The organism is Clostridium senegalense, from assembly GCF_018916625.1.
Classification (GTDB): Bacteria; Bacillota; Clostridia; order Clostridiales; family Clostridiaceae; genus Clostridium_J; species Clostridium_J senegalense.
Genome location: NZ_JAHLNC010000001.1, coordinates 434,489 through 447,320, shown reverse-complemented (window position 1 = coordinate 447,320; position 12,832 = coordinate 434,489). Strand labels below are relative to the sequence as shown.

Here is a 12,832-nt window from a genome sequence, read left to right as displayed (position 1 = left end):
AAAGACACATAAATTATTAGAAACATAAAAAAAGTGTTGAATTATGTGAAAAATTTGATATAATAATAGATGTGTCAATAATTATTTGAAAAACAAATATTCTGGGAGTAGATAGGTGCTGGTGTGCCTGCCGGTCTTCAAAACCGTGTTGCCGTGCTAAGACCACGACGGGTGGGTTCGATTCCCACATATTCCCGCCAAATAAGTATATACAGACTTATATAATCTTAAGGTTATATAAGTCTTTTTATATTTATTTAAATTTTAGAAGTATTAGTTTCTTATGAGATAGAAGATTTAGAGTGAATTGTTTTAAAACCTGAAAATATGTACAAAGATGAATTATAATATAATAAAACAGTTATGTCATATAATGTATAAATAATTTAAAAAATCTATTATGTATCATATTAGTATATATTTAAAATGTAACCTATTTATTAAAATTTTAATATAAAAAAGGAACTGAATCATTAACTTTGAAATATATACTAAGGTAACATATTATTTTTTGTAAATTAAAATTTAATTTAATGTACTTAAGTTTAAAATCAAATGAAAAGTATTTTTAGTATCATTAAAAAAGTATAAAGTAATTAATAAACTAGTTACTAAAATTTTGCTAAAAATATTAAAAAGTATGATTTCTAAAACAAGTATTAGGAGTTGAAATTTATGAAAAGATTATTTAAAGATATGGCTGTAGAAATTAAAACAATTTTGAACAGAGTATTCACAGATACAGAATTTATTTGTTATACTTTTAGATTTAAAATTTAGTAAGAATGTAGGAAAACAACAGAAGATTTGACTTATAAATTGAGTAAAAATATATAAATAGTAATATTTAAGTTAATGTATAAAATTTTATATAAAAGATAATCTAAAACCTTATGTTTATTATATAAGGTTTATTTTTATAAAAAATAATGTAGAGAATATTTAGGGTACAATAGAAGAATAAAATAGTATAATAAAAGTAAGTATAGAGTATATAACACTACATAAATAAGGAGAAATCTAGAATTATGTATAACTGGAGGTGAAGATGATGGAGTTTTTCAAAAAACCTATATATAAATCTAGGGAAAATAAAAAGATAGATGGGGTATGTGCAGGTATAGCAAATTCATTAGAAATAGATGCTAGTTGGATTCGAATTTTATTTACATTAACTATTTTATTAGGGGGATCTGGAATTATTGTGTATTTAATATTAGATATAGCACTAGAGAAAGAACCAGAGTAAAAAACAAGCTTAAAAGATATGGATTTATGAAAATTTATATCTTTTAAGCTTATTATATGTTTAAAAAGTATTTATTTACTCTAAACTAATTTAAAATTCCATTATGCTTTCTTATATATTCAATAGAATGGATAAAATATCAATTATATGGCTATAATTTCTATAAAAATAATAATAGGTGATTATATGGAAAGACCATTAATATTTTATGCTATATGTATATTTATAGGTAATTTTTCAGCATTACTTTTGTTGCAAAATAATTATTTTATATTTTGTATATTATTAATTTTTTTAATAATATCTTATATTGAATTAGAAAAGCAGTATTTTTTCTTTGTACTAGCTTTTATTTTTATAGGATTTGTTTCATATAATATGTATTTTACTGCAGAACTAGGACAATCTGTTCAAGGTAGAATTATTGAAAATAATAATGGCAAAGTTATAGCTAAGGTAGAAAGAAGAAAAATATCCTTAGAAGGTAATAACTTGGATAATTTAAAATTAGGACAACTATTTAATGCAAAAGGATATTATATAAAAGATTTAGATTATAAAAATGGTATTTTAGGAGTTTATAAAGTAAGAAAAGTAGAAAAAGAACAGGATATTGTAACAAAAATTTATAATATAAAAACTAATTGTTATAATAAAGTTGCAGAGTATGATAAAGATTTAGCATCAATTGTTATGGCTATATCTTTAGGTGATAAATCCTATTTAGAATATGAAAAGAAAAATAGTATGAATACTTTAGGAGTTGTACATATACTTACAGTTTCAGGATTTCATATTGCGTTAATATATAAATGTATGGAAAAACTATTAGGATATAAAATCTCTATAGTAATTACATTTATGTATATAACAGTTATAGGTTATACAGCTTCTACACTTAGAGCTTTTATAATGATTTGTATTTTTGTATTATCAAAAAAGGTTTATAGAAATTATGATGGGATAAATAGTTTAGCATTAGCGTTTATAATAGTTATAACAATGAATCCATACTATATTTTAAGTCCAGCATTTAATTTATCATTTTTATCAGTATTAGGTATCTTTGTAATGAATAAAAAATTTGATGAAACATTATACTTTTTGCCTAAGCTATTAAGACAATCAATAGTTGTTACATTATCAGCCTCTACTTTTACAATGTTATATATTGCTTTTAATTTTGGTACATTAAATTTAAATGGTATAGTAGGGAATTGTTTGCTAATTCCGTTTTATACAATTTTAATAATAGTAAGCAATATGTTTTTATTTGCTATTTATATTCCTAAAGTAAATATTTTATTTTTAAGTTTTTTAAAAGGATTATTATTATGTATAAATACATTTGAAGGATTTTTAATAAAAGATTTTAATCAAATATATAATGTAGGATATATTGCATCTTTAACTATTTTATCTATGTACTGCTCTTATATATTCTATAAAAGTGGTTATAAAAATAGTAAGTATATACCTGCTATAATGCTTATGATAACAATTATAAGCCAATATTCCTTTTATCCTAATATACACTATATAAAGACTAAAAATGGAACTACTATAAATATTAATTATAAAATGAAAAATGTTATTTTAAGCAACAAGTTAGTAAAACTTTCAAAAATAAAAGAACCAATAGATGTATATAGAATTTATGATGAAATAGATTGTGAGGAAAGTTTAAAATTAGATGAGAAATATAAAATAAAAGCTATAAATAATTATGGGTATTTAGACTTAATAATATCTTATAAAAATAAAAATATATTTATAACTGAGAAAGAAAATTATAGTAAAGATAATATAGATAAATATAATATTGTAGAATTAGTTGAAGATGATAAATATAAACCAAAGGGAACTATATATGGAAAGTATAAGATTATAAATGATGATATAGTAAAAATATATTATTAAAGTAAAGAGTTATTGTAAAATAAAAAAATAAATTATAATATATAGTTATAATAGGAAACAGGTCTCTATTTAAATTTGTTTTATGTAAAATATAGTATTGAATTTGAAGTGAGTTGAAGCATGTTTCACTATTTTAGGTATCTAAGCTTTAATTTATACATTCTTTCTATGAAAGGTAAGGGAAAAACGGTGATTAATTTAGTTCAATTTGAAACAAATATAAAAAAAGGTGTGTTGAAAAATTTATATGTATTTTGTGGTTCTGACGAAAATTTAATAAAACAGTCTATAGAAAAAATATCAAAAAGTTTAGTTGGAGAAGATTTTAAAGAATTCAATTTTATAAGATTAGATGGAAGAAAAGTAGATAATGATATTATAGTAAATGCCTGTGAAACTATGCCTTTTATGGGTGAGCAAAAAGTTGTTGAAGTTTTTAGAGCAAATTTTTTAGATGATGCTAAATCTGTAGATGATGAAAAGACAATAGATTTTAATAAGCTTTTAAAATATACACAAAGTTTACCACCATATACAACATTAATAATGTATTATATATTCAAAAGTGATAGAGATAAACCTAGTAGTAAAGTTAAAAAACTTGAAAAAAATGGTGTATTAATTAAGGTGGATAAAGTAAAGGGAAATAACTTATATTTTAAGGCAAAGGAAGTTTTTGAGAGTAAAGGTAAAAAAATAGATAAATCTGAGTTGAGTTTTTTTTGTAGTTTAGTAGAAGGTAATATGAATATTATAAATAATGAAGTAGAAAAACTTTGTTGTTATTGTGAAGGAAGAAACATAACTAAAGAAGACATTTTATTATTAATGTCTCAAAAAAATGAAAATGACATCTTTAATTTAGTGGATTATATTTCTCAAAAGAATATAAAAAAATCCATAGATGTATTAAATGAATTGATTTATAAAGGACAAGAGGTAACGTCTATATTATATATGATACAAAGGCAATTTAGATTACTGTTGTCTGTAAGGGTAAGCAGTGAAAAAGGAGAATCTATTGAAAATATATCTAGAAAATTTAGATTGCATCCATATATAGCTGAAAAAATGATAGGTCAAAGCAAGAAGTTTACTTTGGAAAAACTTAAGAAAAATTTAGAGTTGGCATTAGAAGTTGAAGGTAATATAAAAAGTTTAACAACTAATAATAGAATACAGTTAGAATTCTTTATTATAAATTCTATGATATAAAAAATAACTAATCTTTAAGGATTAGTTATTTTTTATATGAAGTAAAATAAAAAAACCGGTAAAAACCGGTTTGTTTATTAAGCTGATAAATTGTTTAATTTAGTAGCTAATCTAGATTTCTTTCTAGCTGCTTTATTTTTATGTAGTATTCCTTTTGATGCAGCCATATCTAAAGCTTTAGCAACTACAGTATAGTTAGCTTGAGCTTCTTCTACATTTTTGTTAGCAACTGCAACTTCAAACTTTTTAATTCTAGTTTTAAGTGCAGATTTTATCATTGTATTTTTAAGAGTTTTAGCTTTAGTAACTTTTATTCTCTTTTTTGCTGACTTAATGTTTGCCATTTCACTTCACCCCCTTGTATTTTTATCACGTCTCAGCAGCTTTGGGGAAGTCTGCGTATGAGTTCTTTTTATTCAACAAGTGATATTATATCACTAATTTTTTTACACTTCAAGTAAATTTTATAAGTTAATTAGAAAAAATTACTGATTTTATGTATAAATACCCCTAAATCTTATTATAACAGCATTGATAATAAAAATACATAAAATTTTTAAACTTTATATTAATTGTTAAAAAAATACATTGTAAATTTAAATTATTTAATTGTAATTAAGAAACATTAATTAAAGAATATTAATATTTTATTTGGAAAAAATAAAATAACATATGATTTTAGAATAATAGATTATAAATACTAGCTTTACAATTAAAAGTTAAAAGGTTAAGGGAGGAATATCAGTGAATAATATTAGAACGGATTTAGCATTAGAAGCTAGGGAGTATTATACTGAACAGAATAGTGAAGAACGTGAAATAGATGGTGTGGAAGTTGAAGAATATATTGATAAACAAGTTATGGTTTCTCATGTTAAAGTTATAAATGAGAATGGAGAAAAAATAATTGGAAAACCTAAAGGAAGTTATGTAACTTTAGAATTTGCTGACTTTGTTTATTATGATGTAGAAGCAAAAGAAGATTTAAGTCAAAGTTTAGCAAAAGAACTTTCAAAATTAGTAAAAATAAATGATAAAACTACTGCATTAGTAGTCGGTTTAGGGAATTGGAATATTACACCAGATGCGTTAGGTCCTAAAGTTACATCAAAGTTAATGGTGACAAGACATTTAAAAGAATATGTACCTGATAGTATAGATGAAGGTATAATACCAGTTTCTGCTATAGCGCCAGGCGTTCTTGGAATTACAGGTGTAGAAACTAGTGAAATAGTAAAAGGTGTTGTAGATAGGGTTAAACCTAATGTAGTAATATGTATAGATGCTTTAGCGTCAAGAAAAACTCAAAGAGTTAATAGGACAATACAAATTGGAAATACAGGTATATCACCAGGTGCGGGAATAGGAAATAATAGAATGGCATTAAATGAAAAAGAATTAGGTGTTCCTGTAATAGCTATAGGTGTTCCTACAGTTGTAGATGCAGCAACATTAGCTAATGATACTATAGAATTAGTAATAGAAGATTTAATGAAAGAAGCTAAAAGTGGTAGTGAATTTTATAATAGTTTGAATTCATTAGATAGAGATGAAAAAGAAGTGTTAATAGGTCAAGTTTTAGGTGAAAAAATGGCGACTATGGTTGTTACACCTAAAGATATAGATATGGTAGTGGACTGTCTATCAAAAATTATAGCCAATGGTATAAATATAGCATTACAGCCAGCTTTAACATTAGAGGATATTGATAGATATTTAAATTAAAAATATTAAAAATCTGCTTTGAAATAAAAAGTAAATTTTATTCAAGGCAGATTTTTTATGCTGTTATATTTTAAAGAACTTAAACATATATTATAGTGATTGAAACAAAGAAGGAATGTTACTTAGGACAAGTTATGCGATTATAAAGGTTATCTAAATAAAATAATTTAATACAAAATATAATAATTATTTTAGATTTTTACGGAGTTGAAGTAGTTTTTTCAATTAAATAATTTGAAAACAAATTTAAATATTATAAAAGATAATCTTTATATATAAATTTTATACAAATAACAGGAGGGTGAAATGAGATACAATAGGGAGAAATATAAAAGATATAATCCAAGGTATAACCCAAGATATAGTTCAAGATATGTTAGTAGCAAATCATATGGAAATGTGAAAAATGTTAAATTGAATTTTAAATATATGAAATTTATAATTATAATTTTAGTAGCTACATTACTGATAATTTTACCTAAAAGTTTTATTATATATGAGGGTCATGGTAGTGATGGTATAAAGACAACTTTATATTTAAAGGCTATAAATAATAGTATGGCAACCGTAAGTGTTTCATCTAATAATATGCTAAGAGAAGAGGATAAAGGTATATCATCTTTTAGTATTTTAGAACTTATTAAAGGAGAATTAGGCTTTTTTGATAAAAATCAAGTAAAACAGGTAAAAGCAGAAGACTATAAAATAAGCGCTTTTAATTTAGGTGAAGGTGATATAAATAAAAATGAAGTAAGTGCCGTTCCAAAAAATAACGCTGCCCAAAATGCAAATAAAAAAATACTAATATATCATAGCCATTCTTCTGAAGCCTATTCACCAGGAGAACAAAGTAAGAAGGATGCTAGTCAAAATATAATTGCTGTAGGTGAAGAACTTACAAAAAATTTACAAGCACAAGGATTTACTGTTATACATGATACAACTGCACATGACCTACCGGATTATAATGCTGCTTATTATAAGTCACGTGAAACTATGAAAAAATATTTAAACGAGTATGGAAACTTTGATTTGATTATAGATTTGCATAGAGATTCAGGTGTAGATAAAAAATATGTTACAGGAAACATTAATGGTGAAGCAACAGCAAAGGTAATGTTTGTGCCAGCAATGGCTAATCCAAATTATGCAAGCCAATTAGAAATAATGAACAACATCGTAGGAGAATCTAAAACATTATACCCAGACTTATTTAGAGGAAGAGCTATATATGATGTTTATACAACAGGAATAACTTATTACAGTCAAGATTTAAGTAGTAATGCAGTATTAATTGAAGTCGGATCTACAACTAATACTCTTGATGAGGCAAAAGCTAGTATGAAATATTTGGCTCATTCCATTAGTGCAGGATTATCAAAATAAAAATAATATAAAATGCTCTATCAAAATAAAAGTTAAATTTATTTTGATAGAGCATTTTAAATTTTAATTTTAAAATATAATTTTACATTTTGATGTTTGAATAAAAAACATACATAATGTGAATTATTATAATATTGGAGGTGCTATTTTGGGAAGAAAAGAAAAAAATATACTAATTTTATGTATGTTAGCTATTATTATTGGAACAGTTATGATAAATAAAAATTCAAGTGATATAGTGAAAAAAAATAGTAATATAGAAATTTGTAATGAGGATAGGCCTAAAATAATATTAAAATTAAATGAAAAACAATTAGTGTTTAAAAGCGATTTTTTTTATGATTTACAAAATGGCTTTGAATTAATATTTAATAATATAAAAGAAAATATAAATTAATTATATAAAATGATAGTAGAAAGAAAATTTATAAAATTTATAAAAAACTAAAGTTAAGGTTGTTTAACACATAGCATTGACAAGTTAAATAAGTTGTATGGTATAATTTAAACTGAATAATTATAATTTATTTATAAAAGTATGTTTAAAATTAAATGTAGTAAAAAAATTGATAATATAAAGTAAATTTATATATCCATTACAAACGGGGGTAAAATTCATGCAAAGTGACAGACAAAAGTATATAAGAAATTTTTCTATAGTTGCCCATATAGACCATGGTAAATCTACATTAGCAGATAGATTACTAGAGAAAACAGGTACATTAACACAAAGAGAAATGGAATCACAAGTACTTGATAATATGGAGTTAGAAAAAGAAAGAGGAATAACAATCAAAGCTCAAGCAGCTAGACTTGTATATAAAAGAGAAGCAGATGGAAAAGAATACATATTAAATCTAATTGATACTCCAGGACATGTAGACTTTAATTATGAGGTTTCTAGAAGTTTAGCAGCTTGTGAAGGAGCGATTTTAATAGTAGATGCAACACAAGGCATTCAAGCTCAAACTCTTGCAAACTGTTATCTAGCACTAGATAATGATTTAGAAATAGATCCGGTAATAAATAAAATAGATTTAGCAAGTGCAAGACCGGAAGAAGTAAAGCAAGAGATAGAAGATGTTATAGGTATAGAAGCACAAGATGCACCTTTAATATCAGCTAAAACAGGATTAAATATAGAAGATGTATTAGAATCAGTTGTAGAAAAAATACCTGCACCAACTGGTGATGAGGAAGCGCCATTAAAAGCATTAATTTTTGATTCTTATTATGACAGTTATAAAGGTGTTGTTACATATATAAGAGTTTTTGATGGAAGTGTTAAAGTAGGTACAAAAATAAAATTAATGAATACTAATAAAACTTGTGAAGTTACAGAAGTTGGAGTATTTACTCCAGCACCAATGCCAGTTAAAGAATTAAGAGCTGGAGAAGTTGGGTATTTAAGTGCTGCTATAAAAAATGTAGGAGATGCAAGAGCAGGAGATACGATAACAGAAGCAAATAGACCTACTAAAGAACCAATGAAGGGCTATAGACCAGCAATACCAATGGTGTTTAGTGGAATATATCCAGCAGATGGTTCAAAATATGAAGCATTAAAAGAAGCTTTAGAAAAATTACAGTTAAATGATGCTGCACTATCGTTTGAACCGGAAACATCTATTGCATTAGGTTTTGGATTTAGATGTGGTTTCTTAGGATTATTACATATGGAAATAATTCAAGAAAGAATAGAAAGAGAATTTAATTTAGATATAATTACAACGGCTCCATCAGTTATTTATAAAGTTACAAAAACAAATGGTGAACTTTTAGAGATTACTAATCCTACAAATTTACCAGAGGCATCAGAAATAAGTTATATGGAAGAGCCTATGGTGAAAGCGTCTATAATAGCACCTTCAGATTATGTAGGAGCTATTATGGAATTATGTCAAGAAAAAAGAGGAGTATTTATAGATATGCAATACCTTGATCAAACAAGGGTTGTGATAAATTATGATATGCCTTTAAATGAGATAGTATATGATTTCTTTGATGCACTAAAATCAAGAACTAAAGGATATGCATCTTTTGACTATGAATTAAAAGGATATAAAGAAACTAAACTAGTGAAACTTGATATAATGTTAAATGGAGATGTTGTAGATGCTTTATCAATGATAGTTCCAGAAGAAAGAGCTTATCATAGAGGCAGAAATATGGCAGAAAAATTAAAAGAGATTATTCCAAGACAGTTATTTGAAATTCCAATTCAAGCAGCTGTAGGTTCAAAAATTATAGCAAGAGAAACTGTAAAAGCTATGAGAAAAGATGTTCTTGCCAAATGTTATGGTGGAGACATATCAAGAAAGAAAAAATTATTAGAGAAACAAAAACAAGGAAAGAAAAGAATGAGACAAGTTGGAAGTGTAGAAGTTCCACAAGAAGCATTCATGGCAGTGCTTAAAATAGATTAATTTTAATAAAAGCTATAAGGAGGAATGCAAAATGAAAGATGTATCATTATATATTCATATACCATTTTGTAAAAATAAGTGCTTTTATTGTGATTTTCCTTCTTTTAGTGGATGTGACGGGAAAATGCTAGAGTATTCTAAGGCATTAGGAATGGAAATAGATAAAATAGATAAAGATTACATTATAAAAACAGTATTTATAGGTGGGGGAACTCCCACCTATTTATCTTTAGATGGATTAAAATATATAAAAAAAAGTATAGAGAAATTAAATTTAGCTCCTGATGTTGAGTTTACAGTAGAAGGAAATCCGGGTACATTCACAAAAGAAAAATTAGAATTATTTAAAAGTATGGGTGTTAATAGATTAAGTATAGGTCTTCAGGCTTATCAAGATAATCTTTTAAAAAGTATAGGAAGAATACATTCGGTAGAAGATTTTGAAAAAAGTTATAAATTAGCACGAGAATGTGGATATAAAAATATAAATATAGATTTAATTTTTGGACTTCCCAATCAAGATATTGAAAATTGGGAATATACACTGAAAAAAGTTATAAAACTTAACCCAGAACATTTGTCTTGCTATAGCTTAATAATAGAAGAAGATACTAAATTTTATAGTTTATTTGAAGATGATAAATTGAGACTTCCATGTGAAGAAGATGAAAGGGAAATGTATTTAAAAACTTTAGAGATACTAAAAGAAAACGGTTATAATCATTATGAAATTTCAAATTTCTGTAAACCTAATAAAGAATGTAGACATAATTTAGTGTATTGGGAATTAAAACCTTATATTGGTTGTGGAAGTTCTTCGCATTCTTATGTAGATGGAAGAAGATATTATAATGAAAGTGATATAGAAAAATATATTAAAAAAATTAATGAAAATGGAAGTGCAATAATAGAAAGTAAAAAAAATAAAATAGAAGATGACATTGAAGAATATATGTTTTTAGGATTGAGAAAAATAGATGGTATTAACAAAAAGCAGTTTCAGTGTAAATTTTCTAAGGATATATATGAAATTTATGGGGAAATTATTAATAGATTTAAAGATTTAAAAATGATAAATGATGATGGAAATAAAATATACCTCACAGAAAAAGGAATAGAAGTGTCAAATAGTATAATGTGTGAATTTATATTAGAAAAGTAAAAAAGGTATTGACAAATTAATATTAAAATGATATGTTAAGAATGTAGTAATTAGCACTCCTTGTTAATGAGTGCTAATAAAGAGGTGATAATATGAAAATGGATGATAGAAAAATTTATATACTACAAGCTATTATCCATGATTACATTACTTGTGGTGAGCCTGTAGGATCTAGAACTATTGCTAAAAAATATGATTTAGGAATTAGTTCTGCAACTATTAGAAATGAGATGGCAGATTTAGAAGATATGGGATATTTAGAACAACTTCACACGTCTTCAGGAAGAAAGCCCTCTGATAAAGGTTATAGACTTTATGTAGATAATTTAATGAAAATATCTAATTTAACATCACAAGAAAAAGCTATAATTAAAGAATCTATAATTGATATGGCTTGTGGTGAAATAGATAGAATTATAATGAACGCTACTGAAATTTTATCAGACCTTACAAAACTTACATCTATAGTAAAGGCTCCGTCTCTTAGAAAAAGTACATTAAGACATGTTCAACTGTCTTTAGTTGATAATAATAATGTCTTAGCTACTATGATAACTAATAGTGGTGTAATTAGAAATAATATTATTAAAATTACAAAATCAATAGATAGCAGTGCTCTTTTAAAGTTAAATAATATTTTAAATGAAAAACTAAGAGATATAAACATTGAAGATATTTCTTTAGAGTTTCTTTTAAATATTAAAAGAGAATTAAAAGGAAATGAAGAAATTTTAGATGCTATTATTCCTATACTATATGGGACTTTAATAAATGAAGAAAATAGTAAAATATATATAAAAGGCTCAACAAATATATTTAATTATCAAGAATATAATGATATAGAAAAAGCTAGAGATTTTTTGAATTTTTTAAATAATAATGAGTTTGTAAAGAATTTATTAGATCAAAATAAGGAAAATGGATTAGCGATAAGTATAGGAAAAGAAAATTTTAATGAATATACCAAGCAATGTAGTATTATAACAGCTACTTATAATTACAATGGGATACCACTTGGGACTATAGGAGTTATAGGTCCAACAAGAATTCCCTATGGCAAAGTAGTAGGAATTTTAAATACATTAGTAGATGAGCTTAACTTTAATATAGAAGAAATATATAAGAAGTTTTAAAAAGCTATGGAATGGAGGAGTGCAAAGTTGAATAAGAATAATATAGATGAAAATCTAGATGAAATTAAAGATGAACATACGAATGAAACAAATGAATGTTCAGAAAATCAATGTGAATGTGATACAAAAGAAAAAGAAACTACTTTTGAACCAGTAGATGTAAAAAAAATAAAAGAAGAAAATGAAAAGTTAAAGAAAGAAGTAGAAGAGTTAAAAGAAAGACAATTAAGAATTTCTGCTGAATACGATAATTATAGAAAAAGAACAATAAAAGAAAAGCAAGATGTATATTTAAATGCATATGAAGATGTTTTAAAGGAAATGTTTGAAGTCTTAGATAATTTAGAACGTGCTTTATCATGTGATTCTAACTTAGAGGATTTAAGAAAAGGAATCGAAATGACAGTTAAACAGTTTAATACTTCTTTAGAAAAATTAGAAGTTGAAGAAATAGATACAAATGGAGAATTTGATCCTAACTATCATAATGCAGTAATGCATGAAGAAAATGATAGTGTTGGAGCAAATCAAATAGTAGAAGTATTCTTAAAAGGATACAAAAAAGGTGAAAAAGTACTAAGATATAGTATGGTAAAAGTAGCAAACTAACAATTAG

Annotated in this window: 11 protein-coding genes and 1 tRNA gene; 11 read left to right on the top strand and 1 reads right to left on the bottom strand. The window is 25.1% G+C overall.

From position 1 onward, the window contains the following. The first annotated feature begins 103 nt into the window (after positions 1 to 103). From KQI36_RS02230 to holA, 4 genes are all read left to right on the top strand, one after another. Positions 104 to 200: transfer RNA gene (locus KQI36_RS02230), tRNA-Sec, on the top strand. Positions 201 to 1,051: 851 nt separating this feature from the next. Continuing rightward, complete coding sequence (locus tag KQI36_RS02225; protein ID WP_216449467.1) at positions 1,052 to 1,249, top strand: PspC domain-containing protein; 198 nt, start codon at positions 1,052 to 1,054, stop codon at positions 1,247 to 1,249. A gap of 186 nt (positions 1,250 to 1,435) precedes the next feature. Further along, the gene (locus KQI36_RS02220) at positions 1,436 to 3,169 is read left to right on the top strand and encodes a ComEC/Rec2 family competence protein (RefSeq protein ID WP_216449466.1); all 1,734 of its coding nucleotides are present in this window, start codon (positions 1,436 to 1,438) and stop codon (positions 3,167 to 3,169) included. A gap of 189 nt (positions 3,170 to 3,358) precedes the next feature. Continuing rightward, positions 3,359 to 4,384: a DNA polymerase III subunit delta gene (gene holA, locus KQI36_RS02215; RefSeq protein ID WP_342357367.1), complete on the top strand. Its 1,026-nt coding sequence runs from the start codon at positions 3,359 to 3,361 to the stop codon at positions 4,382 to 4,384. Positions 4,385 to 4,461: 77 nt separating this feature from the next. Here holA and rpsT read toward each other — a convergent pair whose 3' ends face one another. Next, on the bottom strand, positions 4,462 to 4,728 hold the full coding sequence (gene rpsT, locus KQI36_RS02210) for a 30S ribosomal protein S20 (protein WP_010292636.1): 267 nt from the start codon (positions 4,726 to 4,728) through the stop codon (positions 4,462 to 4,464). Between the two features lie 400 nt (positions 4,729 to 5,128). Between rpsT and gpr the strand changes: the two genes are divergently transcribed. From gpr to grpE, 7 genes are all read left to right on the top strand, one after another. After that, entirely contained in the window at positions 5,129 to 6,109 is a 981-nt protein-coding gene (gene gpr / locus KQI36_RS02205; protein ID WP_010292633.1) for a GPR endopeptidase, read from the top strand. Positions 6,110 to 6,415: 306 nt separating this feature from the next. Further along, positions 6,416 to 7,495 (top strand): stage II sporulation protein P, encoded by a 1,080-nt coding sequence (locus KQI36_RS02200; protein WP_216449464.1) that lies wholly within the window; start codon positions 6,416 to 6,418, stop codon positions 7,493 to 7,495. A 148-nt stretch (positions 7,496 to 7,643) separates the two neighbouring features. Continuing rightward, positions 7,644 to 7,892: a hypothetical protein gene (locus KQI36_RS02195; protein ID WP_216449463.1), complete on the top strand. Its 249-nt coding sequence runs from the start codon at positions 7,644 to 7,646 to the stop codon at positions 7,890 to 7,892. Between the two features lie 220 nt (positions 7,893 to 8,112). Further along, positions 8,113 to 9,921, top strand: a complete 1,809-nt coding sequence (gene lepA, locus KQI36_RS02190) for a translation elongation factor 4 (RefSeq protein WP_216449462.1) — start codon at positions 8,113 to 8,115, stop codon at positions 9,919 to 9,921. 31 nt (positions 9,922 to 9,952) lie between these two features. After that, complete coding sequence (hemW, locus tag KQI36_RS02185) at positions 9,953 to 11,083, top strand: radical SAM family heme chaperone HemW (RefSeq protein ID WP_216449461.1); 1,131 nt, start codon at positions 9,953 to 9,955, stop codon at positions 11,081 to 11,083. A gap of 98 nt (positions 11,084 to 11,181) precedes the next feature. Beyond that, entirely contained in the window at positions 11,182 to 12,216 is a 1,035-nt protein-coding gene (gene hrcA, locus KQI36_RS02180) for a heat-inducible transcriptional repressor HrcA (protein ID WP_026022203.1), read from the top strand. A 6-nt stretch (positions 12,217 to 12,222) separates the two neighbouring features. After that, on the top strand, positions 12,223 to 12,825 hold the full coding sequence (gene grpE / locus KQI36_RS02175) for a nucleotide exchange factor GrpE (RefSeq protein WP_026022202.1): 603 nt from the start codon (positions 12,223 to 12,225) through the stop codon (positions 12,823 to 12,825). The last annotated feature ends 7 nt before the right edge of the window (positions 12,826 to 12,832 follow it).